Below are 24,792 nucleotides of genomic sequence, written 5' to 3'. Positions count from 1 at the left end.
TCCAAGCGCGAATTCGAATACGGTTCAAGGGGGATTATCATGAAATACCGGATCACCACGGCAATGGCCGCTGCGTTGGCGTGCATGGGCGCACCGGCCCTCGCGGCGGACGAGCCTGCCGACACCGGCAACACCTTCGGCCTCGGCCAGATCGTCGTCACCGCGCCGCGCGTGCAGGACAGCGACATCACGACCACCACCGTCAATGCCGAGGCGATCTACGACTTCTCGCGCGATACGCTGGACGAGGCGGTCAAGCTGATCCCGGGCGTCACGTCTGGCCTGTCCGGCAATTCGCGCAACGAGCGGCTGATCTTCGTGCGCGGGTTCGACCGTTTCCAGGTGCCGCTTTCGATCGACGGCATCCGTGTCTACCTGCCCGCCGACGGGCGGCTCGACTACGGCCGCTTCCTGACGCCCGACGTCGCCGAGATCCAGGTCGCCAAGGGCTACGTCTCGGTCCTCAACGGCCCCGGCGCGATGGGCGGTGCGGTCAACCTCGTCACCCGCAAGCCCGAGAAGGAACTGGACGCCGAGGCGCGCTTCAGCCTGAACCTCGACAACGACGTGGACTACGCGGGCTACACCGGCTTCGTCTCGCTCGGAACGCGGCATGAGAAGTGGTACGCGCAGGCAAGCTACGCACGCAACTTCACCGACCACTGGGATCTCTCGAACAAGTTCGACGCCGCCCGCAACGAGGACGGCGGCGAGCGCGATTTCTCCCGCTCCGAAGACTGGCGCGTCAACGCCAAGGTCGGCTTTACGCCCAACGCGACCGACGAATACGCGATCAGCTTCACCCGCCAGGAAGGCGAGAAGCTGGCCCCGCTCCACGTCTCCGACACCACCGGCCTGCGCTACTGGACCTGGCCGTACTGGAACCTCCAGAACGTCTACTTCCTGTCCAACACCCAGCTTGGCGACATCGCGACGCTGCGCACGCGCATTTACTACAACACTTTCAAGAACAGCCTCGACAGCTTCGACGATGCGCGCCTCAGCACGCAAACGCGCGGCAGTTCGTTCAACAGCGCCTATTCCGATCGCGCCTATGGCGGCTCGGCCCAGCTCGACCTGCGCCCCAGCGAGGCGGAGCGCCTGAGCATCTCGTTCCACTACCGCTCCGACCGTCACCGCGAGATCCAGCAGAGCTTCCCCAGCGGCGCGTGGGAGCCGTGGCAGACCACGGAAGAAACCACCTACAGCGCCGCGATCGAGAACGGCTACAAGCTGACCCCGCAGCTCGAACTGGTGGCGGGCTTCAGCTACGATTGGCGCGATCTTGCCCGCGCGGAAGACTACACCAGCGGCGCGTTCATCTATTACCCCATCCGTAACGGCGATGCCTGGAACGCGCAGGGCCAGCTGCTGTGGACGCCCGACGCCGATACCGACGTGCATCTCTCGGTGTCCTCGCGCGCCCGGTTCCCGACCATCTTCGAGCGGTTCAGCACCCGCTTCGGCGGCGCCGTCTCCAACCCCAACCTTGATGCCGAGCGTGCGACGCAGTTCGAACTGGGCGGCGCGCGCCAGTTCGGGCCGCTGCGCGTCGAGGCTACGGGCTGGTACGCCAAGGTGGATGACGCGATCATCGCGTTCCCGTTCATCTACCGCACCTGCACCCCGGCGGGCGTCTGCACCGACAACGCCGTGTCGCAGAGCCGCAATGTCGGTTCGGGCGACTACTACGGCGGGGAAATCTCGGCGACCGCGCAGATCGGCGAGACGCTTCGCGCAGGCGCGAACTATGGCTGGGTCCACCGCAAGCTGGACGATCCCTCGAACGCCGCCTTCCACCCGACCGGCGTGCCGGAGCACTCGGGCTTCGTCTGGGCCGAGTGGTCGCCGATCCCGGCGCTGCGCGTGCTCCCCAGCCTCGATGTTGCGTCGAGCCGCTGGACGGTGAACACCGCGGGCACCCGCTACTACAAGATCGGCAGCTACGCGCTGGCGAACCTGCGCGTGGACTTCGATGTGACCGACTTCGCCACCCTCGGCATCGGCGGCCGCAACCTGTTCGACGAGAACTACACCACGGTCGACGGCTATCCGGAGGCAGGTCGCACGCTGTTCGTGAGCCTGCGCCTCAAGAACTAGACTGACCGGACGAGCGGAGGTGCGCGAATCCGGGCGCATCTCCGTTCCGCCGGATCAGGACGCGAATGGCTTCAGCGATCCTTCGAGGCGGTAGAACTGCAGATCGGGCGTCGTGTAGAACGAGAGCGAACGCTGTCCCTCGAAATCGTCTATGTGGGTGACTGTCGCGCCATCCGCTTCCTGCCACGAGATCGCATAGGCTCCTCCAGGCAGACTTCGCCACTCGAACGAAACGGTGCCTGTCGCGCCTTCGGATGCTCCCGCGGTGATCGCGTATGTCATCGACAGACCATCGCTGTCGTAGGCGTTCGTCGCATTGAGATCACCGTAATCGACCTCGAAACTCAGGCCCGCCATCGGAAAGATCGCTGTCGTCATGCGCAGATACTCCGAAGCCGCGGTTTTCGGCCCATCCTATGCGCCACCTCCGGACGATGAACCTTAAACGAGATAAATCCTCGCATAGGCCAACTGCTGTCGGGCCACCGGAGGCCGTGCCCTCCTAGAAAATGCCCAGCATCCTCATGCTGGCGACATTGTTGCCGGCAACGATGAAATGATCATCGAGCCTTATTTCCAGCGGCTCGACGACCTGCCGGAACTGCGCGGTCGTCGCGATGTCGCAACCGCTTGGCCTTGCCGCGCCCGATGGATGGTTGTGCGCCAGCACCACACGCCGCGCATCGAGATCGAAAGCGCGCCGCACCGTGCGGCGCAGCGGTATCCGGCATTCGGATCGCTTCCCGCCGGTATAGATGTCCTCGGCGATGTAGACGCCTTCCTCGTTGAAGAAGAACACCAGCACGCACTCCTCGCGCCGACTGCCAAGCCGCGTGACGAGATAGCGATGGAAGGCGCTGGTGTCGGAAGCGATCGGCACGCCGAGCAGAACCTCGCGCGAAGCGGCTTCGGCCATGCGGCGGGCAGCGGCGATGGCTTCCGCGATGCCGGGGCGATCCTCCCCCGCCTCCGCGAGCGCAGTGCGCAGAGCATCGATCGACGCAGAATATATGGTGCGCAGCGATCCGAAGTGCCGGATCAGCCGCCTTGCGATGTCCTCGCCTGTGGGACCGGCATAGGGGGCCAGGAGCGCCGCCAGGACGGATAGCTGCCCAGCTTCCTGTGCCGCGACATGTGATATGCGACCCCCAGGCTCATCGCCACGAACTGGATGTACGATGGCGTGATCGACATCACATCGTAGGCGAACCGGTTGATCTCCTCCAGCGTGAAGCGATAGAGGTGGCCGAACAGCGCGATGATCTGCGCCCCCGCTATCCACAGCGGATAGACCCGGTTGGCATGGAGCGCGATCGTGAACGTGCACGCCATGACGAGCACGTCGATCGCCAGATGCCCGATATTGGTGTGCCGGACGAGGAACGACCCGCCCAGCGCGAAATGGTGCAGCTTGTCCACCACGAGCATCGTGAACAGCACGCCAGAGAGAATACGCTCAGGCGCAGCCGCGCGACGCAGGCAGTAGATAAACAGCAGGGCATAGACGACGAACTGCGCCTTATCCTTGTGATACCAGAGGAACTCCAGCCAGGATTGCTCAGGCATGCCGCTGCCCTCGCGATCCCGGCCGGATACCGGTACATGTCAGGCGACGATGCGAAGATCCGCGCTGCCTGCAGGCTCGGTAGGGCAGCTGCCGGCGTCGTCGCCGACAGCCTTCACCTCGCGACCAATCTCGCGCAGTTCCTGGTGAACGCGCATCATGTCGTTCTGACTCTCGATAAGGGTGCGCTGCGCCTTGGCGAGACGCATCAGCGCGGTCTGACCGGTGAAGACCTGAATGCCCTCGGCCCCGCGGGCGAGGATCATGGACTCCATCAGCCGCGCCGAGGCGAGCAGTGCTGAGTCGAGGGAAAGTTCCGCTTCGGGAAGCTGTCGTGCAATTCGGGCCGTGGCGGCCGCAATGGAAATGGACATGGGTATCCCCCTGAGGCCGCGCCGGCTCTTGCGGTGCGACCCATAACCTGGATGCAGGAGGCTGGAACAAGGCCGTCAGATCAGGTCTGCCAGCGCGCGGACCACGCCAAGCGCGACCATCGCTGCCAGCAGCATGCCCACGGCGATGGCAACCATCGCTGCGGTCCGACTGAGCCCGGCGTTTGCTCCATCGAGCACCTCCGGGACGACCTGGCCGTAACTCTCCCGCTGCCACGGCGCCGTGACCGTGTAGGTCATGGCATCCGAGAGAGTGAGCGGCACTGCCCTGTCGTCCTGAGCCCCGATTGCCGGATCGGACTGGACTTCGGGAACCTGAGGAATCTTATCTGGTATCGGATTACAGGCTGCCGCCACTTCCAGCAGATACTGCCTGTAAGCGCGTGCGAGTTCGGCCCGAGGCGGCGACCCTGTACGGATGCGCACGCCTTCGATGCGCTGGTTCACCGCACTCTCGGAGATGCCGAGTTCCCAGGCGATTTCCTTGCTGGTCCGGTTTTCCGACACGTATCGCAGCACCTCATGCTGCTTGGGTGTCAGTCCCGGGAAGATGTGCAGCAGCGTGGCGCCCTCTACTGCGCGAAGCGGCATCTGTTCCTGACGATCGCTATTCACCATGCCCTGCCAGAGACCTGCCCCGCCTCCGTGAATGAATTGGCCTCGGTGCCGGAGCTGTTCAAGCCCCGCACCTTCGGCCGACCGTATTTTCCACGCAACAGCGCCGCCGTTCGTCCGGTTAGCGCTACTGCGACACGACAGGGCACCCGCCGTGTCGCAGGTTAATTAACGCTGCTGGAAAGCTGGACCCGTAACGGGTGAGGAAAAAATTATTCCTCGCCCATCCGGAGGGCGGCGATGAAGGCTTCCTGCGGAATCTGGACGTTGCCGTATTCGCGCATGCGCTTCTTGCCTTCCTTCTGCTTGTCGAGGAGCTTCTTCTTGCGGCTGATGTCGCCGCCATAGCACTTGGCGGTCACGTCCTTGCGCATGGCGCTGATCGTCTCGCGCGCGATGACCTTGGCCCCGATTGCGGCCTGGATCGGCACCTTGAACATGTGGCGCGGGATCAGTTCCTTGAGCCGTTCGACCAGCGCGCGCCCGCGCGGTTCGGCCTGGCTGCGATGGACGATCATCGACAGCGCATCGACCGGCTCGTTGTTGACGAGGATGTTCATCATCACGAGGTCCCCCTCCTGAAGCCCGGTCTGCTCGTAGTCGAAGCTGGCGTAGCCGCGGCTGATCGACTTCAGGCGATCGTAAAAGTCGAACACCACTTCATTGAGCGGCAGATCATAAGTCACCTGCGCGCGGCCGCCGACATACGTGAGATCCTTCTGGATACCGCGACGGTCCTGGCATAGCTTGAGGATCGAGCCGAGATACTCGTCCGGCGTGTAGATCACCGCCTTGATCCACGGCTCCTCCATGAAGTCGATCTTGACCGGATCGGGCATGTCGGAGGGGTTGTGCAGTTCCTTCACGCTGCCGTCAGTCATCGTCAGACGATAGACCACCGAAGGCGCCGTGGTGATGAGGTCGAGGTCGTATTCGCGGCTGAGGCGTTCCTGGATGATCTCCAGATGCAGCAGGCCGAGGAAGCCGCAGCGGAAACCGAAGCCCAGCGCCGCGCTCGATTCCATTTCGAAGCTGAACGAGGCGTCGTTGAGACGCAGCTTGCCGATCGATTCGCGCAGCTTTTCGAAGTCGTTGGCATCGACCGGGAACAGGCCGCAGAACACCACCGGCTGCACTTCCTTGTAGCCCGGCAGCGCCTCGGTGGCGCCCTGCTTCACGGTGGTGATGGTGTCGCCGACCTTGGCCTGTTCGACTTCCTTGATCTGCGCGGTGATGAAGCCGATCTCGCCCGGGCCTAGTTCGGGCAGGTCGATGCGCTTGGGCGTGAAGCAGCCGACGCGGTCGACCAGATGGTCGGTTCCGCCCTGCATGAACTTGACCGCGAGGCCCTTCTTGATGACGCCGTCGATGACGCGCACCAGAATAACGACGCCGAGGTACGGGTCGTACCACGAATCGACCAGCATCGCCTTGAGCGGCTTGTCGCGCTCGCCCTTCGGCGGCGGGATCTTCCTGACGACGGCTTCGAGCACTTCGGCGATGCCGATGCCCGACTTCGCGCTCGCCATGACGGCCTCGGAAGCGTCGATCCCGATCACTTCCTCGATCTCGTTGCGCACCTTCTCAGGTTCGGCGGCAGGGAGGTCGATCTTGTTGATGACGGGCACGATCTCATGGTCGTGCTCGATCGACTGGTAGACGTTCGCGAGCGTCTGCGCTTCCACGCCCTGCGCCGCGTCGACCACCAGCAGCGCGCCTTCGCAGGCGGCAAGGCTGCGGCTGACTTCGTAGGCGAAGTCGACGTGGCCAGGCGTGTCCATGAGGTTCAGCTCATAGGTCAGCCCGTCGGACGCGGTGTAGTTCAGGCGCACGGTCTGCGCCTTGATGGTGATGCCGCGTTCCTTCTCGATGTCCATGTTGTCGAGCACCTGCGCGCTCATCTCGCGCTCGGACAGGCCGCCGGTGGTCTGGATCAGACGGTCGGCGAGGGTCGACTTGCCATGGTCGATGTGGGCAATGATGCTGAAGTTACGGATCTGCGCGAGTTCGGTCATGGAAGCGCCGTTAGAGCATTTTCCGCCGGTGTGAAATCACCCCTGCGCCGGGAAAATGCGAAAAACGGCGATCAAATCATGCAGTGCGGCGCAACAAGCCGCCCTCAGCCCGTTCCCGCCGCATCCGCGCGGGCATGAACTGGACCGCGCCGTTGTCGTCGAGTTCCAGCGCCTGCGCGAATTCGAGGCCGAGGCGATCCTCCTTGCACCAGCGCGAAGTCGCCATGACGACATAGCCTTCGGACAGGTGGACGCCGAAGTTCGTGCCCACCGGCACATTCCACAGCCCCTCGATCATCGCCCCGGTCTGGGAGATGTTGCGGATCGTCCCGTCGTAAGTGTGTGAGCCGTGCTCCAGCACGACCTTGCGCAGCATCGTCTGGCGCGGCGGGCGAGCGGAGCGCGGGCCCTTGGCGACCGCGATGAGACCCTGCGCCAGTTGCGCCGCCACGGCGGGTGCCGTCAGCGCGCGTTCGTAGATGTAGCCCTGAACATGGCTGCATCCCAGCATCCGCACGAGATCCAGCTCGTCCAGCGTCTCGACGCCTTCCGCCGTGGTCTCCATGCCGAGTGCTTCGGCGAGGTTCACGATCGAGGAGATGATCGCCCCGTTGCGGCTGCCCTGAATGGTCGCGCCGCGCACGAAGCTCTGGTCGATCTTGATCTTGTCGAACGGTGCCTTCTTCAGATAGCCGAGCGACGAATAGCCCGTCCCGAAATCGTCGAGCGCCAGCCGGACGCCAAGGTTCTTGAGCGCGCTGAACATGGCCTCGGTGGTCTTGTCGTCGCTGAGGAAGACGCTCTCGGTGATCTCCAGCTCCAGTCGGGAGGGAGAGATGCCAGCCCCCGCGATGGCGCTGGTGACGATGGCCGGGAGCGCCGGGTTGGCGAACTGCAGCGGCGAGACGTTGACCGCCACGCGAACTTCCTCGGGCCACTTCGCGAGGTCGGCGCAGGCGGTGCGCAGCGCCCATTCGCCGATCTGCGCAACCAAGCCGGTTTCCTCGGCCACCGGCACGAACTTGGCGGGCGAGATGTAGCCGTGGACCGGATGGTTCCAGCGCAACAGCGCTTCGTAGCCGGTGATCCGCTCGGTCGTGGTGCGCACCTGCGGCTGGTAGTGCAGTTCCAGCGAGCCGCTGGCGATGGCGTCGCGCAGATCCTGTTCGAGCTGCTGCCGCTCCTTGGCGTCGGAGTGCAGATCCTCGTCATAGAAGTGATGTCGCCCGCGCCCCCCGCCCTTGGCCGCATAGAGTGCGAGGTCCGCGTTGCGGATCAGCGCGTCCGACGTCATGCCGTCGTCCGGACACAGCGCGATGCCGACCGAGGCGCCGATGACAACGCGCGCGCCCTCTATGGTGTAGGGCTGCGACAGGTTCTCGATGATGCGGCGCGCCAGATGGGCGAGACCCTCGCGGTTCTGTGCTCCGTGGAGGATGACCTGGAACTCGTCGCCACCAAGACGCCCGACACGGCCACGGTCGCCCACGGTGGTGCCGAGACGCTCCGCGACCTGCTTGAGCAGGGCGTCGCCCGCCGGATGTCCCATCGTGTCGTTGACCGCCTTGAACCGGTCGAGGTCGAGCAGGAACACCGCGCAGGCTCGTGTCTCGATGCGCGGGCTGGTGAGGATCTTCTCCAGCCATTCCGACATCTGGAAGCGGTTGGCGAGCTTGGTCAGCGAATCGAAGCGCGCCAGCTGCGTGACATGCGCCTGCGAGCGGCGCTTCTCGGTCAGGTCCGTGCCCGAGCCGCGAAAGCCCATGAAATTGTTGAACTGGTCCAGCACCGGACGACCCGAGATCGACCACCACCGTTCGTCCCGCTCGCCGGTCGCGGCTCGGACGCCGAGATCCTGGAACGAGGAGCGCGTGTTGAGGTGGAACACCAGCGTCCTCTCGCCCTGCTGCCCCGCCGCTTCCAGCATGAACAGGCCGGTGAACGGCTTGCCTTCGAGGTCGGAGACGTCGCGGCCCAGCAGCCGGGCAATGGTGTTCGAGACGTATGTGATGCGGCCCTGTCGGTCGGTCTCCCAGAACCAGCCCTGCCCCGTCTGCTCGTATTCGTGCAGGAGCTGCTCCGCCCGGCGCTGCTCCCGCTCGCGCTCGGCAAAGTGGAGCGATTCGGAGGACGCCGCGCGCGCCTGGCTGATCGCCATCATCAGACCAATGAGGCCGCCGATGGCCAGCAGCGTGAACGCGGCGATCGAGCCACCGAACAGCGAGGCGCCGCCCCACAACCCGATCGTCGCGCCGACGACCGAGGTCAGGCGGCTTTGCAGCAGCGCGGTCGCCATGAGGATGGCGATGACGTAGATGTTGACCGTGACTTCCCAGCCGAGGCCGGGATGCAGGTGGGTCCAGCGTGCGGCTCCGAAGCCGAAAAGGCCCATCGGCAGGACGACCGCGAGAACGAGCAGCGGATAACGCTGCCAGCCGTCATGCGCGATCCGCCGCTCCAGCCGGGCGTAAAGCGTCGCCGGAAGGCAGAGCGTCATGCCGAGTGCCAAACAGGCCGCAGAGACGGCATCGGGAAACGCGCCCGAAATCAGGCTCATCAGGACCGCGCAAAGCAGCAGCCCCGGAGCCATCAGCAACCAGCGGCGGCAGGTCAGGTAATGGAGCATGTCCTCCACGCCGGGACGGGCGCGGAAGCGCGCGAAACCGCCGACGGCCGAAGGCGCAGGCGTGCTCGCCTCCTCCGCCGATCCGGCCGTTGGATCGTCATCGGGCACGCTCGATTCGGGCACGCGCCCGCCTCCGGCGCCCGAGTGCGCCGCCTGTCGTTCACCACGCAGACCTAGTTTCGCCATGTCCGCGACCATGCCCTTGACGCCATTGCGAAAGCGTTAAGCCGCGCCCTGTTCGCCACGACTGGCCGGGCTTTGCGCAACGATCACTTGCGCCAAGCATTTCACTTGCCCCGGCTTCGTCGCCGTGCTTGCTTCACTGCAACCGGCCGGCGACGAAGCCGGTCCACAGACGGGAGACATAGCCATGCGGCACATCGCCATCGTCGGATCGGGTCCGGCGGGCTACTATACCGCCGAAGCCGCGCTCAAGCAGTGGGGCGACGAGGTCCGCGTCGATATCTTCGACACCCTGCCCGTGCCCTTCGGGTTGATCCGCACCGGCGTTGCGCCCGACCACCAGTCCATCAAGGCCGTCGCGCGCCGCTATGAGAGCACTGCCCTCACCCGCAACGTGCGCTTCGTCGGCAACGTGATGCTCGGCCGCGATCTTTCCGTGGCGGAATTGCAGGAGCTCTACGACGCGGTGATCCTCGCCACGGGTGCGCCGCATGACCGCAAGCTGGGCCTTCCCGGCGAGGAACTGCCCAACGTCTTCGGCTCGGCGGCATTCGTCGGCTGGTACAACGGCCATCCGCAGTTCGCAGGGCTCCATCCCGACCTGTCGCACCAGACCGCCGTCGTCGTCGGCAACGGCAACGTGGCGCTCGACGTGGCGCGCATCCTCGCCAAGTCGGAGGACGAGCTCGCCGATTCCGACATCGTCGCCCATGCCCTTGCCGGGCTGCACGATTCGGCGGTGCGGCGCATCGTCATCCTCGGTCGCCGGGGGCCGCACCAGATCGCGATGACGCCCAAGGAACTGAGCGAGCTCGCCAAGCTGTCGCGCGCGCATCCGGTCGTCGATGCAGCCGACCTGCCACCCGTCGAGGCGGATGCCGGGTTGGATACGGGCCTGCGCAAGTCGCTCGGCCACCTGCGCGCCTTCGCCGCCAACGAGGACAACCGGCCTGACGACGTGACCGTGGAGTTCGACTTCTTCGCCGCCCCCCGCGCCATCCTCGGCGAAGGCAGGGTCGAGGCGGTCGAGGTCGAACGCACCCGGCTCGTCGATGGCAAGGCCGTAGGCACGGGCGAGACCTACCGCATTCCCGCAGGCATGGTGATCGCCTGCATCGGCTACCAGACCTCGCCGATCCCCGACGTCCCCTACGACGAACAGGGCGGCCGCTTCGCGAACGAAGAGGGCCGCATCGCGCCGGGCCTCTACTGCGTCGGCTGGGCCCGGCGCGGGCCGACCGGGACGATCGGCACCAACCGACCCGACGGCTTCGCGATCATCGAGAAGGTTGCCGTCGACATCCCCGGCGATTCCGGCAAGCCCGGTCGCCCCGGCTTCGACACCCTTGCCGAGCGGCGCGGCCTGCAGGTGGTCAAGTTCACCGACTGGCAGAAGATCGACGAGGCCGAAGTCGCCGCCGCCCGCACCGGCGCGCCGCGCGAGAAGTTCGTCGAGGTGGACAAGATGATCGAGGCGACCGGGCGGGTCTGAACCCGCCCCTCCGGCCGGTCAGGGCGTCAGCGCCAGACCGGCCACGGCCGCCGCGATCACCAGCACGGGCGTTACCCACGGCCCCTTGAGCCGCCAGACGGCGATGAGGCCTACGGCGAGGATCAAGCCGCCTGCGATCAGGTCAGTCGTGCGATCCAGCACGGCGGCACCCAGTTGCAGCAGGGTGGCGGCGATAACGCCCACCACCGCTGCGGCGACGCCCGCGAGGATGCGATGCAGCGCGGGGTTCTCGACAATCGCTTCCAGCCGCTCGAAGAAGATCATCGAGAACGCGAACGCGGGCAGGAACATGCCTGCCGTGATCGCCACGGCTCCGGCCACGCCGCCCACGACATAGCCTGCGAACGTCGCGAAGATCACCAGCGGCGCAGGGAGCACGCCCGCCAGCGCCACGCCGTCGAGGAACGACCCATCGGTAAGCCAGCCGCGCCCCACGGTATCGCCACGCACATAGGGAATGGCGGTATAGGCCCCGCCGAAGGTCAGCAGTCCGCCCTTGAGGCCCGCAATGAACAGTAGCGGCACGGTGGCCTTCGCTGCGGACGAGGCGAGGACATGCGTGCTCGCCCCTCCATGGAGCAGCACGGCCAATAGCGCGGCGGCGACCAGAATGCCGATCATCGCCACTCGCCTCGCTGCGAAGCCATAGGCAAGCCCTGCGGCGACCAAGGGCAGCCAGAACGGCACCGAAGCGAGCGTCGCCACGAAGCTCAGTAGCGCCAGCAGGATTAGCAGCCGGTCTTCCAGCACATGTCCGCCGATCCGATGCACGGCTCGTGCGATGATCGCCAGAACCACGATCTGCACGCCGAGGAACGCGCTCGCCGCGCCGGGGCTGCCGACGATCCAGTCGCGATAGGCCCAGCCCGCGAGCAGCATCAGCACGAAGCCCGGCAGCATGAAGCCCAGCCCCGCCAGCAAGCCGCCGACCCGCCCGCGCGCCATCATTCCCATGTGGACGCAAAGCTCATGCGCCTCCGGCCCCGGCAGCACCTGCATGATCGCGAGCAGGCGGTTGAAGCGCGCTGGAGATATCCAGCGCTCCTCCTCCACCAGCGCCTGACGCACCATGGCGATCTGCGCGACCGGCCCGCCAAAGGCGAGGCAGCCGAAGCGCAGGAACTTGAGGAACAGTGCTGGCAGGGTGATCCGGGGAGGACTGGCCTCGATATTCGTCGTCATTGCACGCTCCTGCCGCAAAACGGCCCAAGGAGCGGAACTTGGACGAATCGCCGTCTGAACGGGCGTCCGCACTGCCCGTGGCGCATTCATACCATCGCGCGTCCGGCGCGAAAGAGGGCCTGAACGAAAAAGGCCGGAGCTTTCGCCCCGGCCCTTTCCCTGTTCCAAAACCCGAAGGTCAGACGCGCATCGGCATCAGCACGTAAAGCGCGGGGCTCTTCTCGTCCTGACGGATCAGCGTCGGCGCGGCGGCGTCGGCAAGGTGGAGTTCCACCGTGTCGCCGTCGATCTGGCCGAGGATGTCCTTGAGATAGTTGGCGTTGAAGCCGATCTCGAAGCCGTCCGAAGCGTACTGCGCGGGTACTTCCTCAGCTGCGGTGCCGTTGTCGGGCGAGGTGACCGAAAGCGTCACGCGATCGTTGTCGAGCGCCATCTTCACCGCGCGGGTCTTTTCGGTGGCGATGGTCGCCACGCGGTCCACGCCCTGGAAGAAGCTCTTGGGATCGACCTTGAGCAGCTTGTCGTTGGCGGTCGGGATGACGCGCGTATAGTCCGGGAACGTGCCGTCGATCAGCTTGCTGGTCAGCACCACGCCATGCTCGCCGCCGAGCGTGAAGCGGATCTTGCTGGCCGACAGGTCGACGAGGACGTTGGTGTCCAGCGCCTCTTCCAGAAGCTTGCGCAGTTCGCCCACGCACTTACGCGGCACGATCACGTCAGGCATGCCCTCCGAACCGTCCGGACGCGCGATGGTGAAGCGCGCGAGGCGGTGGCCATCGGTGGCGGCGGCCTTCAGTTCCTCGTCACTGACATGCAGAAAGATGCCGTTGAGGTAGTAGCGCGTCTCCTCGGTGGAGATCGCGAAGCGGGTGCGGTCGATCAGCTGCGCGAGCGTGGCGGCCGAAATCTCGAAGCTGGTCGGCAGTTCGCCTTCCGCGATCATCGGGAAGTCGTCGCGCGGCAGCGTCGGCAGCTGGAAGCGGCTGCGACCGGCCTTCACCACCATGCGGTTGTCCGCCGAATCGAGGCTCACCTGGCTGCCTTCGGGCAGCTTGCGTGCGATGTCGAACAGCAGGTGCGCGGAAACCGTGATCGCCCCCGCCTGCTCCACCGCAACGGCGCCCAGCGTCTCGACCACCTGGAGGTCGAGGTCGGTCGCCATGATCTTGAGCGAGCCACCCGCGGACGCCTCGATCAGCACGTTCGACAGGATCGGAATGGTATTGCGGCGCTCGACGACCGACTGCACGTGAGAAAGGCAGCGCAGCAGCGTGGAACGTTCGATAGTGGCCTTCATGACAGCCTCAAGTCCCCCTTGGTCGGGCACGGGATACGGACATCCCTTGAATTCGGACGACTATCTCTAACGCGAGTCAGGGGCGCGGCAAGCTGGATGTGGCGGGATTGCGGCGAATCTGGGGATAAATCGGGGGTTTGCCGCCATTCGTCGTCCCGGACCATGCCGGGACGACGATACGGTCATCTCAGACCATCACCATGCCGCCGTTGACGTGGATCGTCTGTCCGGTGACGTAGCCCGCTTCCTTGCTGGCAAGGAACACGGCGGCGGAGGCGATGTCGCCGCCCTCGCCCATGCGGCCCATCGGGATGCGGCCATTGAGCGCTTCCTTCTGCGCGTCGGGCAGCACGTCGGTCATCGCGGTGCGGATGAAGCCGGGGGCGATGCAGTTCACGGTGACGCCGCGGCTGGCGAGTTCCTGCGCCAGCGACTTCGACATGGCGGTGATGCCGCCCTTGGCCGCGCAGTAGTTCATCTGGCCGGGGTTGCCGGTCGTGCCGACCACCGAGGTCACGTTGATGATGCGACCGAAGCGCGCCTTCATCATCGGCTTGGTGGCCGCGCGCATCAGGCGGAAGGTGGATTCGAGGTTGATGCGGATCACCTGATCCCATTCCTCGTCCTTCATGCGCATCGCGAGGTTGTCGCGCGTGATGCCGGCATTGTTGACGAGGATGTCGATCTTGCCGAGCGATTCGAGCGCGGCGGGCACCAGCTTCTCGACCTGCTCGGGATCGCCGAGGTTGCAGGCGATGGCGACGTGGTCGACTTCCTGGAGGTGCTGCGGGGTGTGCTCGTCGAGTTCATCGCGGAAGGCGCGCAGCTTGTCGGCATTGGAGCCCGAGATCGCCAGGCGCGCACCCTGCGCCGCCAGCGCGCGGGCCACGGCCGAGCCGATCCCCCCGCTTGCGCCGGTCACCAGGGCAGTCATTCCGTTGAGGTTGAACATGTCAGTCTCCGTAATCCATTTTCACGCGGAGGCGCGGAGACGCGGAGCGGCCTTCGGCCGGTGTGTATCCGTTGACGATGCGCCGGATACCATCCTTCATCGTCTCGCCGCCAAAATTCAGAAGCAGCCCTACGGGCTGATCGAGCAAACGCAAGTAGGTGAGAAGCTGCTTGGCGTGAACCTTGGCCAATTGCTCCACCGACTTCACTTCCACCACTAGCCGATCTTCCACGATGAGATCGGCACGAAACGCACCGGCAAAGTGCAAACCCTCGAATGATATGTCGACCGGCTTTTGCCGGACGACCTTCCATCCTGCCCGCTCAATGCTCGCTGCAAGCAGCGTTTCATAGACGCTTTCGAGAAGCCCCGGCCCAAGCTTGCGGTGGATGCGTATTGCGGCATCCACCACTTCCGCGCTCAGTCGATCGATCTCGGCCATTCATCCTCCGCGTCTCCGCGCCTCCGCGTGAAATTGCTTTCTAACGCGCTGGCGCTGCGACGCGAATCAAAGTCCTTTAATCAGTTCCTCGATCTCGGCCATCGAGGTGGCGGCGGTGACGTCCACTTCGCCAGCCGAACGCTTGATCATCGGGCCGACGACCTTGCCGCCGATCTCGACGAAGCGCTCGACGCCTGCCGCGTGCATGGCGATCGCGCTTTCGCGCCAGCGGACGCGGCCGGTAACCTGCTCGACCAGCAGGCGCTGGACTTCGGCGGGGTCGGTGACGACCGAGGCGGTGACGTTGGCGAACAAAGCGACGCGCAGCGGGCCCGGAGGGGTTGCCGCCAGCGCCTCGGCCATCGCATCGGCGGCGGGCTGCATCAGCGGGCAGTGGAACGGCGCCGAGACGGGCAGCGCGATGCCGCGCTTGATGCCGTGGTCCTTGACCAGCGCGATGGCGCGCTCGATCGCTTCCTTGTGGCCCGAGATGACGACCTGCGTCGGGTCGTTGTCGTTGGCGACGGTGCAGACCTGACCTTCGGCAGCGGCTTCGGCGAGCGCAGTGGCCTTGTCGATGTCGGCGCCGAGCAGCGCGGCCATGGCGCCCACGCCCACCGGCACGGCAGCCTGCATCGACTGGCCGCGCAGCTTCAGCAGGCGCGCGGTGTCGGCAAGGCTGAACGCGCCCGCGGCGCAGAGCGCGGTATATTCACCCAGCGAGTGACCGGCAACGAAGTCCGCCTTGTCCGCAAGGCTGATGCCGCCTTCCTTCTCCAGCACGCGCAGGACGGCGATGGCGTTCGCCATGATCGCCGGCTGGGCGTTCTCGGTGAGGGTCAGCTGATCCTCGGGCCCTTCGGTCATGATGCGGAAAAGGTTCTGGCCGAGCGCGTCGTCGACCTCCTGGAAGACTTCGCGCGCGATGGCGCTGGCTTGTGCGAGTTCGGCGCCCATGCCGACCTTCTGGCTGCCCTGTCCGGGGAAAACGAATGCACGCATCTGCGACCGCTCCTTGGCTTTACGGCGGGCCGAGGCCACGCGCCGCTTGCGAATCGATTGTGGCGCGGCGGGTTATTGACCTTAAGGGCTGAGGGCAAGTCCCGAGGCGCTCCGTTCACCCGAAAGCGATGTCGATGGTGACGCCTTTCGAGAAGTCCCCGGCGGTTTTCCGCACGGTTTCGTAGAAGCCCGTCAGGCTTGGCATGGGCTCATAAAGCTCCAGCATGTGCCCGTACCGCGCCACCGCATCGACGAAGACGTAGCGGAACCCGTCGGTCATCTCGGCATCGAGCGCGACATCGTGCCCCTGCTCCGCGAACCGGGCGATGGCGGCGTCGAGATCGTCGACGAACAAGGCGACGTGGTGCAGCCCTTCCCGGTCGGAACCTTCCGCATAGAGGTCATGGAAGGCGGAGGGGCCGGGATTGTTCTGCTGGCAGAACTCGATCATCACCTCACCCCACTGGCCGTAGGCGCTCGAATGGTCGAGTTGCCGCTCCACCCCGCGATGGACTGCACGCACCAGCGGAATGTTGTCGGCCACGTAGTACGGCCCCGAGCCGAAGGCGGCGCAATGCGCCCGTGCGGAGGCACGCACATCGGGCACGAAATAGGCGATCTGGCGGATCGGCAGCGCCATCGTTCTCTCCCACTTGTTATCGGGCGGAAGAGTGGCGCGCCGTTCAGCCGAAGGGAACTAGCTTATTGGCGGCGTCGTGGCCGATATCCGCTTCGCCCACGAACGGGATGGCGTGGCGGTTGCACCAGTACTGCGCGATCTCCAGCGCATCGGCGCCGAAGGGGCGGTCGTTCTCCGGCACGTCGCTGACGCGGCCAAGGCGCAGGCCCGCGATGCCGCCAAGGTGCGCCGTCGCGTGGAAGAACAGGCGGTCCACGGCGTAGAGATGCTCCGACACCTCCTCCACCATCACCACATGGTTGGCGAGGCCCGGCATCAGCCGCGTGCCGCCCAGCATCGCCAGCGTCATCAGGTTGAACGCGACGACGGGGTGGCGTTCACCAGCAAGCGAGGGTTCGAGTCCCTCCTCCGCTACCATCATGAAATTCAACGCACGCCGCACTGCATCCACGCCGCCTTCTCGCCGGATATCGGCCAGCATCGGCCCGTGGACCGGCTTGCCGATCCGCTCGCGATAGAGCCCGCCCAGCAGGTATCCCGCGTCCGAATAGCCGAGGTAGGTCTTCTGCCCCGCCGCATGGTCGAAGCGCGCCAGCGCGGCTTCCGCGATCCGGCATGCGCCATAGCCGCCCCTCGCGAACCACACCGCATCGACGGAGGGATCGTTGGCGCACTCCACCAGCGCGTCGCGGCGCATGTCGTCCGGCCCGGCGAAATGGCCCTCCACCGCGAAGCACTGGTCATGGATCATGAGGTCCACGCCGGGGAACTCGGCAGCGGCGAGCGCGCGGACGGCCTCGGCATCCTCGGGGGTGATCGGGGTGGACGGTGCGCAGACGGCGATACGTGTCATGCGCATAACTCCTATCGAGGTTGTCACGGCGGGCAAGGCCGCATACGGCTTGCCGCATGACCGACATGCGCGACCTTACCGCCCACCCCTGGTTCTTCTGCGGCATTGGGGGCTCGGGGATGCTCCCGCTCGCGCTGATCCTCAAGGGCCACGGCGCGTGGATCGGTGGATCGGACCGCAGCCGCGACCAGGGGCGCAGCACGGAGAAGTTCGCCTGGCTCGAATCGCTCGGCTTCGAGCTGTTCCCGCAGGATGGCAGCGGCGTCACTTCGGCGCAGCAGACGCTGGTCGCCTCGGCGGCGGTGGAGGACACCGTGCCCGAAGTGGTGCGCGCCACCGAACTCGGCTGCCCGCGCATGAGCCGCGCGCAACTTCTGGCGACGCTGTTCAACGCCGCGCCCTTCGGCGTCGCCATCGGCGGCACTTCGGGCAAGTCGACCGTCACCGGCATGACCGGCTGGATCATGACCGCCGCCGGGCGCGATCCCACGATCATGAACGGCGCGGTGATGAAGAACTTCGTTGCCCCGGATGCCCCTTTCGCCAGCGCCCGGGTCGGTTCGGGCGATGCCTTCGTGTCCGAGGTGGACGAAAGCGACGGTTCGATCGCGCTCTATCGACCGAAGGTTGCGGTGCTGGGCAACGTCAGCCTCGACCACAAGAGCCTTGAGGAACTGCGCGAACTCTTCGGGGATTTCCTCGCCCGCGCCGACGTCTCGGCGATCAACCTCGACGATGCGGAGACCGCCGCGCTGGCCCATCGTGCGCAGGCACTGGTGACGTTCGGCGTGACCTCGGGCGACGCGCAGATCGGCGCAAGCGACATCGTGGAAGGCCCGACCTCGCTGACGGCCACCGTGCTCGACCGGCGTGACGGCACTTCGCATGCGCTGGCGCTGAAACTGCCGGGCCGCCACAACCTTTACAACGCGCTTGCCGCCATAGCCGCCGCCAATGCCGCGGGCGTTACGGTGGCGGAAGCGGTTGCAGCGCTCGGCTCGTTCGAGGGGCTGGCACGGCGCTTCGACATCGTCGGCACCTCACCCTCGGGCATCGCGGTAATCGACGATTTCGGCCACAACCCGGACAAGGTTTCCGCCACGCTCGCCACGCTGAAGGCCCATCCGGGGCGCGTGATGGCGTTCTTCCAGCCGCACGGCTACGGCCCGCTGCGCCAGATGGGCGCGGAACTGGCCGAAGTCTTCGCGCGCAAGCTCGGCCCCGATGACGTTACGATCCTGTGCGATCCGGTCTACTTCGGCGGCACCGTCGACCGCAGCGAGGGCAGCGAACGCATCGTGCGGCTCATCGAAAGCCATGGCGGCAAGGCGGAATACGTGCCGAGCCGCGAGGACTGCGGCACGCGCATCGCCGAGATCGCAAGGCCCGGCGACCGCGTGGTCATCATGGGCGCGCGCGACGATACGCTGACGGTGTTCGCGCGCGAGGTGCTGGAAAAGCTGGCCTGATCGTCGTCCCGGACTTGCTCCGGGATCGCTGGCCGTGAACGGCCTACCTATCAGTATGCCACCGGGGGCACCCGCCCAAAGACAGCCACCGGTCCCGGATCAAGTCCGGGACGACGGGATATTCAGCGCGCCCTCAATGCCCCTTACCGCGCGCCTTGGCGACGAGGTGGACGATGACCGCCACCACCGCACCCAGCACCAGCCCGACCACGGCCGAAGCGAAGGCATAGCCCAGCCAGCCTGCCACCGGACCCAGCGGCCCGGTCGCCTCGGCCAGCGCGTGCTGGACGCCGTGGGCGACATGCGCCGGGCCGGGCACGCCCAGTTCCTCCAGCCCGTGCAGGATGATCCCGCCGCCGACCCACAGCATCGCCACAGTGCCGACGCTGCCGAGCAGCTTGAGCACTACCGGCATGGCCTTGAGCAACCCGCGACCCAGCGCCTGCGATCCGCTGCCGGGCTTCTTCGTCAGGTGCAGGCCGACGTCGTCCATCTTCACGATCAGCGCCACCGCGCCGTAGACCGCTATGGTGATGGCGATCCCGACGAGCGCCAGCGTGACGGCGCGCGCCACCAGCGTCTCGTCGCCGACTTCGGCCAGCGCAATCGCCATGATTTCAGCCGACAGGATAAGGTCGGTGCGCACCGCGCCGGAAACGCGCGTCTTCTCGAACGTGGCGGCGTCCTCAATCGGATCCTCCAGCGTCTCGCCGTGCTTCTCGCCACCGAGCTTTTCCAGCACTTTCTCCGCGCCCTCGAACGCGAGGTATAAGCCGCCCGCCATCAGGATCGGCGTGATCGCCGCCGGCAGGAAGGCACTCAGCAGCAGCGCGATGGGCAGCAGGATCACCAGCTTGTTGAACAGGCTGCCCTTGGTGATCTTCCAGATGATCGGCAGTTCGCGGTCCGGCGTGAAGCCGGTGACGTAGCCGGGCGTCACCGCCGCATCGTCGATCACCACGCCTGCGGCCTTGGTGCCCGCCTTGGCCACCCCCGCCCCCACGTCGTCGAGCGAAGCGGCTGCGGCGCGGGCGATGACCGATACGTCGTCAAGCAGGGCGACAAGGCCGGAAGGCATCAGGATTCCTTTTGTTTGCAGGTGCGAACGAGGCGCCAGCCATGCGGGGTAATCGAGGCGCGATCAAGCGAAAGCGGAACCGACTTAAAACGTCGCCGCCTTCGCCGTTCTCTTGGACATGTGAAGGGCGCTCCACAGTGGGGCCGTCCAAACGGCTTACCGGGGTTCCATCTTCACTTCCCCACTTTCTTCGCCAGCCGCAGGACGTAGCCGATGATCTCCGCGACCGCCTGGTAGTGCTCGATCGGGATCGGGTGGTCGATCTCCACCGCCGCGAACAGCGCGCGGGCGAGGGGCGGGTTCTCGATCACCGGCACCCCGGCCTCGCGCCCCACTTCGCGGATGCGCAGCGCCACGGCGTCGACGCCCTTGGCCACCACCGTTGGCGCGGCGGTGACGCCGTGTTCGTACTTCAGCGCGACGGCGTAGTGCGTCGGGTTCGTCACGATCACGCTCGCGGTCGGCACCGCCGCCATCATGCGCTTGCGCGATCGCTGCATCTGGATCTGGCGGATCTTCGCCTTGATCTTGGGATCGCCCTCGCTCTGCTTGTGCTCGTCCTTCACTTCCTGAAGCGTCATGCGCATGCGCTGGAGGAATGACCGCCGCTGCCAGAGGAAGTCGAACAGCGCCAGCGCCGCCACCAGCGCCACCACCGCGCGCAGGATCTCGAACGCCAGTTGCCCCGCCGCCGCACCGATCGCGCCGGGAGAGCGCCCGACGAGGCCGTCCGCCCCCTCCATGCGCGGCGCGAACACCAGCCACACGACAAGCCCGATGACGCCCAGCTTCGCCAGCGTCTTGGCGAACTCCACCAGCGCGCGGGTGCCGAACAGACGCTTCGCGCCGCTCGCCGGGGAGAGCTTGGACCACTTGGGGGAAAGGCGTGACCAGCTCAGCACGACGCGGCCTTGCAGGAACACGGTGCCGATGGCGGCGGTCAGCAGCACCGCGAAGACCGGCAGCAGAGAGACCAGCGCGTGCCACATCACCCCGGTCGCCAGCCCCTGCGCGCCTTCCGGATCGAGCGGAAACTCCTGCGCGTCACCCCAGAGCCGCTTGAGCATGGTGCCCAGCCGCTCCATCGCCGAAAGGCCCAGCCAGCCGGTGACGGCAAGGGCGCCCGCCATCATCGTCGCATGGCGAACTTCCGGCGCGATGGCGACTTCGCCGCGCTTGCGGGCATCCTCCAGCTTCTTGGGGGTCGGCTCGTGCGTGCGCTGGTCCTTGTCGGCTTCGTCAGCCATGGGTCAGGCTCCTTTTCGCCAGAACCCCACACTCGTCATTGCGAGCATAGCGAAGCAATCCAGAGCGGTTTGCGCTCACGCTGGATTGCTTCGCTATGCTCGCAATGACGACGGAAGAGCGGGTGGGGCTCACGCTCACAGCTTCCACCCGTCCTGCATGAACGTGGTCATGGCCGTGGCGAAGGCGGTCAGCATCGCGCCGATGGTCATCGCCAGCACCGACAGGCCCAGCAGCAGGTTCAGCGGCTGTGCGATGAAGAACACCTGGATCGCCGGGGCCACCCGCGCCGCCAGGCCGAGGCCGAGGTTGAACAGCATGCCGAACAGGATCAGCGGCGCGGCAAGGCTCAAGCCCAGCGACATTGCCTGTCCCATGACCGAAACGGCGAGGTGCGCGAAGTCGGCGGCGGGCGGCAGGCCGCCCACCGGAAAGCTGGCGTAGGAGCCGAAGATCGCGGTGATCCACAAGTGATGGACGCCCGCCGCCATGCAGGTGACGACGGCGGCGATGCCGATCAGGCGCGACAGCAGCGGCGCCTGCCCGCCCATCGCCGGGTCCACCACCAGCGCGGAGGACAGGCCCACCTGCTGCGAGGCGATGGCCCCGGCCATGGCGGCGGCGCTGAACACGATGCGCACGATCATGCCCAGCGCAATACCGACGGTGACTTCGCCCATGACCAGCAGCGGCAGCGAGATGCCCGATTGCAGCGCCGGGCTCACCCGCACCTCCAGCATGCCGTACATGCCGAAGGTGAAGGCCAGCGCCATGATGAGCCGGATCTGCGGCGGCACCGACTCCTCGGAAAAGGCGGGCAGCAGCATGACCACGCCGCCCACCCGGCAGAACAGGATGAGGAAGGCCGCCGTGTCGATCGGCAGACGCAGCAGCGTCGCGAGGTCGATCGCGTTCACGGCCTCAGCCCGATACGATGGCGTCGGCCACGCGGTCCATGAAAGCGCCCAGCGCGTGCCCGATCATCGGCAGGCTGATCAGCATGACCACGCCCAGCACCAGCAGCTTGGGCACGAAGGTCAGCGTCATTTCCTGCACTTGCGTCAGCGCCTGCAGCAGGCCGATCAGCACGCCGACGATCAGCGCCGCGATCAGCATCGGCCCGGCGATCGTCAGCATCAGCACCAGCGCGGCGCGGGCGAGTTCGATGGCCTCGGCGGACGTCATGGGGCGGTGCGGCCCGCGCCTGACCCCACACCATCGTCATTGCGAGCGCAGCGAAGCAATCCAGAGGCTGCGTAAGCCGCGCTGGATTGCTTCGCTGCGCTCGCAATGACGAAAGCGTAACTCGGCACCCTAGATCTGCATCCGCATGATGTCGGAATAGGCCGAGACCACCCGGTCACGCACCGCGACGACGGTGTCGAGCGCGGTTTCCGCCGCGCCGATGGCGGTGACGACGTCGATCAGGTCGCCCTTGCCGCCGATCTGCTTGATGCTCTGCGTCTCGGCATTGCGCAGGGCGCTGCCGGTTTCCGACACCATGTTCTCGACCATGGAGCCGAAGCTGCCGCCGCCCGAGGGCGGATTGCTCGGGGCCAGACCGCCGCCCTGCTTGGGCGCGGTATCGCCCAGCGGGTTGGTCGTCCGCATGGCGCGGGCATAGGCGGAAACGCCGTCGAGGGGGCCGATCGCCATCGTCCGCCCTTACTTCAGCAGGTCGACGGTGCGCATGGTCATGCCGCGCGCCGCCTCGATGGCGTTGAGGTTGGCTTCGTAGGAACGCTGCGCCGCCTTCATGTCCGCCGCCTCGATCAGCGGGTTGACGTTGGGCTGCTCGACGTAGCCCTGCGCGTCCGCTGCCGGGTTGCCGGGCTGGTAGATGCGACCGAAGGCGCTCTTGTCCGCCTCGATGGACTTGACCGAAACTTGCGTGGCGCCGCTGGCGCGGTCCACTTCGGCGGCGAAGGTCGCCACGCGGCGGCGATAGGGATCGCCTTCCGGCGTGGTCGCGACCGAGTCCGAGTTGGCGAGGTTCTCGGCGATCACGCGCATGCGCAGCGCCTGCGCGCGCAGGCCGGATGCCGATACGTCGATCGAATTGCCCAGTTCCGCCAAGGTCGCTTCCGCCCGCTTGCCCGCGCACATGCCGCGGGCTCTTGCCCACCTTATAGGCAACTTTTTCCTAGTCGCCGACTACTCCTATAACTTTTTCCCCTATAAAGCTCGGCGTGAAAGGAGACGCGCGGTGTCCGTCCTCGAAGGCATTCCCATCGACCTGCAGATCGTGCTCGGATCGACCAGCATCCCGATCCGGCAGGTGCTCAAGATGAGCCGCGGCGCGATGATCCCGCTCGACTGCGGACAGGACGATCCGACGCGCGTCTACGTCAACGACCGCCTCGTCGCCGAGGGCCGGATTCTGGTGAACGGCGATGCGATGTCGCTGGAGATCACCAAGGTCGTCGAAGGCGAGCGCTGAGTTGGACGCACTGTCTCTCCTGCGCATGCTCGGTGCGCTTCTGCTGGTGTTAGGTTCACTTCTGTGCGCCCTCTGGCTGGTCAAGCGCTACGACCTGTCATTGCCACGCAAGTGGCTGGAAAAACTGGGTAACAATGGTACGGAACGCCGCCTTCAGGTGGTCGAACGCCTCGCCATCGACCAGCGCCGCTCGGTGGTCCTGCTCCGCCGCGACCAGACCGAATTCAGCATTTTGATCGGCCCCGAAGGCGTGACCGTGCTGGACAGCGCCCCGATGCCGGCCACTGAGCCCGAAGTGGCCGAACCGGAAGCCGAAAAGCCGCAGGAAACCGCGGAAAAGCCGCTCTCCTTTGCGGAACGTATCCCCGTGCTCCCCGACATCTGGTTCACCCCGGAAGCCAAGAGCCCGGAACTCCACTGATGACCGGCCTACGCATCGCCGCGCTCTTCGGCGCCGCCCTCCTGCTCGCCCTGCCCGCCGCCGCAATCGCGCAGGAAACCGCGGCCCAGACCGCCGGAGCAGCCGCTGCGCTGACCGGCGGCGGCACGATGTCGGGCCGCGTTCTCCAGCTCGTGATGATCCTCACGGTGCTCAGCCTCGCGCCGGGCATCCTGATGACGATCACTTCGTTCACCCGCATCGTCGTCGCCCTCTCGCTGCTGCGCTCGGGCCTTGGCGTGCAGGGCGTGCCGCCGAACCCGATCGTCATTTCGCTGGCGCTTTTCCTCAGTTTCTTCGTCATGGCGCCCACCTTCGACGCCGCCTGGAAGCAGGGAATGGAGCCCTACAACGCGGGCCAGATCACCGAGACGCAGGCCCTCGAACGCGCCAGCCGCCCGTTCCACGCCTTCATGCTGAAACAGGTGCGCGACGACGACGTGAAGCTGTTCGTCGGCCTCTCCGGCAAAGTGCCCAAAAGCCGCGCGGAACTGCCGATGACGACGCTGATGCCCGCCTTCATGATCTCCGAACTGCGCCGCGCCTTCGAGATCGGCTTCCTGCTGCTGCTGCCGTTCCTGGTGATCGACCTTGCGGTGGCAGCGGTCCTCATGGCGATGGGCATGATGATGCTGCCGCCCGCGACGATATCGCTGCCGATGAAGATCATCTTCTTCGTGCTGGTGGACGGCTGGGCGCTGGTGGCGGGATCGCTGGTGAAGAGTTTCGGGGGCGCGGGCTAAGG

Annotated in this window: 26 protein-coding genes; 6 read left to right on the top strand and 20 right to left on the bottom strand. The window is 66.1% G+C overall.

The genetic code is table 11. The features are described from left to right. The first annotated feature begins 39 nt into the window (after positions 1 to 39). On the top strand, positions 40 to 2,100 hold the full coding sequence (locus LO787_RS25525) for a TonB-dependent receptor plug domain-containing protein (RefSeq protein WP_232493759.1): 2,061 nt from the start codon (positions 40 to 42) through the stop codon (positions 2,098 to 2,100). Positions 2,101 to 2,154: 54 nt separating this feature from the next. On the opposite strand, the gene LO787_RS25520 is transcribed toward LO787_RS25525, so the two are convergent. The 7 genes from LO787_RS25520 to LO787_RS25490 form a co-directional block, all read right to left on the bottom strand. Further along, on the bottom strand, positions 2,155 to 2,478 hold the full coding sequence (locus LO787_RS25520) for a MoaF-related domain-containing protein (protein ID WP_232493758.1): 324 nt from the start codon (positions 2,476 to 2,478) through the stop codon (positions 2,155 to 2,157). A 124-nt stretch (positions 2,479 to 2,602) separates the two neighbouring features. Continuing rightward, positions 2,603 to 3,016 (bottom strand): JAB domain-containing protein, encoded by a 414-nt coding sequence (locus LO787_RS25515; protein WP_232493757.1) that lies wholly within the window; start codon positions 3,014 to 3,016, stop codon positions 2,603 to 2,605. A gap of 122 nt (positions 3,017 to 3,138) precedes the next feature. Further along, positions 3,139 to 3,666: a hypothetical protein gene (locus LO787_RS25510; protein WP_232493756.1), complete on the bottom strand. Its 528-nt coding sequence runs from the start codon at positions 3,664 to 3,666 to the stop codon at positions 3,139 to 3,141. A gap of 39 nt (positions 3,667 to 3,705) precedes the next feature. Then, positions 3,706 to 4,038 carry a hypothetical protein gene (locus tag LO787_RS25505; RefSeq protein ID WP_232493755.1) on the bottom strand — a complete coding sequence of 111 codons (333 nt, stop codon included), beginning with the start codon at positions 4,036 to 4,038 and terminating at the stop codon, positions 3,706 to 3,708. A 75-nt stretch (positions 4,039 to 4,113) separates the two neighbouring features. Further along, positions 4,114 to 4,674: a helix-turn-helix transcriptional regulator gene (locus LO787_RS25500; protein ID WP_232493754.1), complete on the bottom strand. Its 561-nt coding sequence runs from the start codon at positions 4,672 to 4,674 to the stop codon at positions 4,114 to 4,116. 209 nt (positions 4,675 to 4,883) lie between these two features. After that, positions 4,884 to 6,686 carry a translation elongation factor 4 gene (lepA, locus tag LO787_RS25495; protein ID WP_232493753.1) on the bottom strand — a complete coding sequence of 601 codons (1,803 nt, stop codon included), beginning with the start codon at positions 6,684 to 6,686 and terminating at the stop codon, positions 4,884 to 4,886. A 76-nt stretch (positions 6,687 to 6,762) separates the two neighbouring features. Next, positions 6,763 to 9,498, bottom strand: coding sequence for an EAL domain-containing protein (locus LO787_RS25490; protein WP_232493752.1), 2,736 nt, complete (start codon positions 9,496 to 9,498; stop codon positions 6,763 to 6,765). A 184-nt stretch (positions 9,499 to 9,682) separates the two neighbouring features. On the opposite strand from LO787_RS25490, the gene LO787_RS25485 reads away from it, so the two are divergent. After that, positions 9,683 to 10,987 (top strand): FAD-dependent oxidoreductase, encoded by a 1,305-nt coding sequence (locus LO787_RS25485; RefSeq protein ID WP_232493751.1) that lies wholly within the window; start codon positions 9,683 to 9,685, stop codon positions 10,985 to 10,987. 18 nt (positions 10,988 to 11,005) lie between these two features. Here LO787_RS25485 and chrA read toward each other — a convergent pair whose 3' ends face one another. From chrA to LO787_RS25450, 7 genes are all read right to left on the bottom strand, one after another. Beyond that, positions 11,006 to 12,190, bottom strand: coding sequence for a chromate efflux transporter (gene chrA, locus LO787_RS25480; RefSeq protein WP_232493750.1), 1,185 nt, complete (start codon positions 12,188 to 12,190; stop codon positions 11,006 to 11,008). Between the two features lie 178 nt (positions 12,191 to 12,368). Next, complete coding sequence (gene dnaN / locus LO787_RS25475) at positions 12,369 to 13,487, bottom strand: DNA polymerase III subunit beta (RefSeq protein WP_232493749.1); 1,119 nt, start codon at positions 13,485 to 13,487, stop codon at positions 12,369 to 12,371. Between the two features lie 187 nt (positions 13,488 to 13,674). Beyond that, entirely contained in the window at positions 13,675 to 14,439 is a 765-nt protein-coding gene (gene fabG, locus LO787_RS25470) for a 3-oxoacyl-[acyl-carrier-protein] reductase (protein ID WP_232493748.1), read from the bottom strand. A 1-nt stretch (position 14,440) separates the two neighbouring features. Then, positions 14,441 to 14,881 carry a GxxExxY protein gene (locus LO787_RS25465; protein ID WP_232493747.1) on the bottom strand — a complete coding sequence of 147 codons (441 nt, stop codon included), beginning with the start codon at positions 14,879 to 14,881 and terminating at the stop codon, positions 14,441 to 14,443. Between the two features lie 66 nt (positions 14,882 to 14,947). After that, positions 14,948 to 15,883: an ACP S-malonyltransferase gene (gene fabD / locus LO787_RS25460; protein ID WP_232493746.1), complete on the bottom strand. Its 936-nt coding sequence runs from the start codon at positions 15,881 to 15,883 to the stop codon at positions 14,948 to 14,950. A gap of 115 nt (positions 15,884 to 15,998) precedes the next feature. Further along, positions 15,999 to 16,523, bottom strand: a complete 525-nt coding sequence (locus LO787_RS25455) for a VOC family protein (protein WP_232493745.1) — start codon at positions 16,521 to 16,523, stop codon at positions 15,999 to 16,001. A gap of 43 nt (positions 16,524 to 16,566) precedes the next feature. Next, positions 16,567 to 17,376: an LD-carboxypeptidase gene (locus LO787_RS25450; RefSeq protein ID WP_232493744.1), complete on the bottom strand. Its 810-nt coding sequence runs from the start codon at positions 17,374 to 17,376 to the stop codon at positions 16,567 to 16,569. A gap of 56 nt (positions 17,377 to 17,432) precedes the next feature. Here LO787_RS25450 and LO787_RS25445 point away from each other — a divergent pair, with 56 nt between their 5' ends. Continuing rightward, positions 17,433 to 18,845: a glutamate ligase domain-containing protein gene (locus LO787_RS25445; protein ID WP_232493743.1), complete on the top strand. Its 1,413-nt coding sequence runs from the start codon at positions 17,433 to 17,435 to the stop codon at positions 18,843 to 18,845. Between the two features lie 133 nt (positions 18,846 to 18,978). Here the strand turns inward: LO787_RS25445 and LO787_RS25440 are convergent, their stop codons facing one another. From LO787_RS25440 to flgC, 6 genes are all read right to left on the bottom strand, one after another. After that, positions 18,979 to 19,923: a DUF808 domain-containing protein gene (locus tag LO787_RS25440; RefSeq protein ID WP_232493742.1), complete on the bottom strand. Its 945-nt coding sequence runs from the start codon at positions 19,921 to 19,923 to the stop codon at positions 18,979 to 18,981. Positions 19,924 to 20,096: 173 nt separating this feature from the next. Beyond that, positions 20,097 to 21,170, bottom strand: coding sequence for a flagellar biosynthesis protein FlhB (flhB, locus tag LO787_RS25435; protein ID WP_232493741.1), 1,074 nt, complete (start codon positions 21,168 to 21,170; stop codon positions 20,097 to 20,099). A 135-nt stretch (positions 21,171 to 21,305) separates the two neighbouring features. Further along, complete coding sequence (gene fliR / locus LO787_RS25430; RefSeq protein WP_232493740.1) at positions 21,306 to 22,085, bottom strand: flagellar biosynthetic protein FliR; 780 nt, start codon at positions 22,083 to 22,085, stop codon at positions 21,306 to 21,308. Between the two features lie 4 nt (positions 22,086 to 22,089). After that, a complete protein-coding gene (locus tag LO787_RS25425; protein WP_232493739.1) occupies positions 22,090 to 22,353 on the bottom strand; it encodes a flagellar biosynthetic protein FliQ in 264 nt (87 codons plus the stop codon). A gap of 129 nt (positions 22,354 to 22,482) precedes the next feature. Then, a complete protein-coding gene (gene fliE, locus LO787_RS25420) occupies positions 22,483 to 22,824 on the bottom strand; it encodes a flagellar hook-basal body complex protein FliE (RefSeq protein ID WP_232493738.1) in 342 nt (113 codons plus the stop codon). 9 nt (positions 22,825 to 22,833) lie between these two features. Continuing rightward, complete coding sequence (gene flgC / locus LO787_RS25415) at positions 22,834 to 23,274, bottom strand: flagellar basal body rod protein FlgC (protein WP_232493737.1); 441 nt, start codon at positions 23,272 to 23,274, stop codon at positions 22,834 to 22,836. Between the two features lie 100 nt (positions 23,275 to 23,374). On the opposite strand from flgC, the gene LO787_RS25410 reads away from it, so the two are divergent. Genes LO787_RS25410 through fliP form a run of 3 tightly spaced genes read left to right on the top strand, consistent with a single transcriptional unit; the run spans position 23,375 to position 24,790 of the window. Then, positions 23,375 to 23,608 (top strand): FliM/FliN family flagellar motor switch protein, encoded by a 234-nt coding sequence (locus tag LO787_RS25410; protein ID WP_232493736.1) that lies wholly within the window; start codon positions 23,375 to 23,377, stop codon positions 23,606 to 23,608. Position 23,609: 1 nt separating this feature from the next. Next, the gene (locus tag LO787_RS25405) at positions 23,610 to 24,029 is read left to right on the top strand and encodes a flagellar biosynthetic protein FliO (protein WP_232493735.1); all 420 of its coding nucleotides are present in this window, start codon (positions 23,610 to 23,612) and stop codon (positions 24,027 to 24,029) included. After that, a complete protein-coding gene (gene fliP, locus LO787_RS25400) occupies positions 24,029 to 24,790 on the top strand; it encodes a flagellar type III secretion system pore protein FliP (RefSeq protein ID WP_232493734.1) in 762 nt (253 codons plus the stop codon). Before LO787_RS25405 ends, fliP begins: the two co-directional genes overlap by 1 nt. The last annotated feature ends 2 nt before the right edge of the window (positions 24,791 to 24,792 follow it).

This window comes from Novosphingobium kaempferiae (assembly GCF_021227995.1).
GTDB lineage: Bacteria > Pseudomonadota > Alphaproteobacteria > Sphingomonadales > Sphingomonadaceae > Novosphingobium > Novosphingobium kaempferiae.
Note: the sequence above shows the minus strand (reverse complement) of the source record. Positions and strands in the feature narration are given on the sequence as shown.

Coding starts and splice junctions, on each gene's coding strand:
- LO787_RS25525 (WP_232493759.1), top strand. CDS start 40: ATGAAATACCGGATCACCACGGCAATGGCCGCTGCGTTGGCGTGCATG.
- flgC (WP_232493737.1), bottom strand. CDS start 23,274: ATGTGCGCGGGCAAGCGGGCGGAAGCGACCTTGGCGGAACTGGGCAAT.
- fliE (WP_232493738.1), bottom strand. CDS start 22,824: ATGGCGATCGGCCCCCTCGACGGCGTTTCCGCCTATGCCCGCGCCATG.
- flhB (WP_232493741.1), bottom strand. CDS start 21,170: ATGGCTGACGAAGCCGACAAGGACCAGCGCACGCACGAGCCGACCCCC.
- LO787_RS25455 (WP_232493745.1), bottom strand. CDS start 16,523: ATGGCGCTGCCGATCCGCCAGATCGCCTATTTCGTGCCCGATGTGCGT.
- LO787_RS25500 (WP_232493754.1), bottom strand. CDS start 4,674: ATGGTGAATAGCGATCGTCAGGAACAGATGCCGCTTCGCGCAGTAGAG.
- LO787_RS25485 (WP_232493751.1), top strand. CDS start 9,683: ATGCGGCACATCGCCATCGTCGGATCGGGTCCGGCGGGCTACTATACC.
- LO787_RS25490 (WP_232493752.1), bottom strand. CDS start 9,498: ATGGCGAAACTAGGTCTGCGTGGTGAACGACAGGCGGCGCACTCGGGC.
- LO787_RS25440 (WP_232493742.1), bottom strand. CDS start 19,923: ATGCCTTCCGGCCTTGTCGCCCTGCTTGACGACGTATCGGTCATCGCC.
- fabD (WP_232493746.1), bottom strand. CDS start 15,883: ATGCGTGCATTCGTTTTCCCCGGACAGGGCAGCCAGAAGGTCGGCATG.
- LO787_RS25450 (WP_232493744.1), bottom strand. CDS start 17,376: ATGACACGTATCGCCGTCTGCGCACCGTCCACCCCGATCACCCCCGAG.
- LO787_RS25465 (WP_232493747.1), bottom strand. CDS start 14,881: ATGGCCGAGATCGATCGACTGAGCGCGGAAGTGGTGGATGCCGCAATA.
- LO787_RS25510 (WP_232493756.1), bottom strand. CDS start 3,666: ATGCCTGAGCAATCCTGGCTGGAGTTCCTCTGGTATCACAAGGATAAG.
- fabG (WP_232493748.1), bottom strand. CDS start 14,439: ATGTTCAACCTCAACGGAATGACTGCCCTGGTGACCGGCGCAAGCGGG.
- dnaN (WP_232493749.1), bottom strand. CDS start 13,487: ATGAAGGCCACTATCGAACGTTCCACGCTGCTGCGCTGCCTTTCTCAC.
- lepA (WP_232493753.1), bottom strand. CDS start 6,686: ATGACCGAACTCGCGCAGATCCGTAACTTCAGCATCATTGCCCACATC.
- fliP (WP_232493734.1), top strand. CDS start 24,029: ATGACCGGCCTACGCATCGCCGCGCTCTTCGGCGCCGCCCTCCTGCTC.
- LO787_RS25505 (WP_232493755.1), bottom strand. CDS start 4,038: ATGTCCATTTCCATTGCGGCCGCCACGGCCCGAATTGCACGACAGCTT.
- LO787_RS25515 (WP_232493757.1), bottom strand. CDS start 3,016: ATGGCCGAAGCCGCTTCGCGCGAGGTTCTGCTCGGCGTGCCGATCGCT.
- chrA (WP_232493750.1), bottom strand. CDS start 12,190: ATGACGACGAATATCGAGGCCAGTCCTCCCCGGATCACCCTGCCAGCA.
- LO787_RS25425 (WP_232493739.1), bottom strand. CDS start 22,353: ATGACGTCCGCCGAGGCCATCGAACTCGCCCGCGCCGCGCTGGTGCTG.
- LO787_RS25445 (WP_232493743.1), top strand. CDS start 17,433: ATGACCGACATGCGCGACCTTACCGCCCACCCCTGGTTCTTCTGCGGC.
- LO787_RS25520 (WP_232493758.1), bottom strand. CDS start 2,478: ATGACGACAGCGATCTTTCCGATGGCGGGCCTGAGTTTCGAGGTCGAT.